Source organism: Sporosarcina sp. D27, from assembly GCF_000586555.1.
Taxonomy (GTDB): domain Bacteria; phylum Bacillota; class Bacilli; order Bacillales_A; family Planococcaceae; genus Sporosarcina.
Genome location: NZ_AZUC01000029.1, coordinates 1 through 350, shown reverse-complemented (window position 1 = coordinate 350; position 350 = coordinate 1). Strand labels below are relative to the sequence as shown.

1 rRNA gene is annotated in these 350 nt (G+C 37.1%); it reads right to left on the bottom strand.

Going from position 1 to position 350, the window contains the following annotated elements:
- Positions 1 to 263: 263 nt before the first annotated feature.
- A 5S ribosomal RNA gene (rrf, locus tag N693_RS19620) occupies positions 264 to 350 on the bottom strand; the annotation flags it as partial.

Below are 350 nucleotides of genomic sequence, written 5' to 3'. Positions count from 1 at the left end.
AAGGTTCATAGTGTTTCTGTTGTTTTCAGCAACTCTTACAGTATAACATTCTGTAATCATCTTGTCAACAACTTTATTTAAGTTTTAATTATCGTAACCGCTCTACGAAAGCTTTTCGAAAGAGCAACATTGATAATAATACCACACAATCACTCATTTGGCAACAATTATTTACCTGTATTTCCAAGGGAATATTATTGTTCACAAGTAATTATGATCTTTTAGAAAAGAAAAAGCCATTCTACAACAGAATGACTTTATCTGCCTGGCAACGTCCTACTCTCACAGGGGGAAGCCCCCTACTACCATCGGCGCTGAAGAACTTAACTTCCGTGTTCGGTATGGGAACG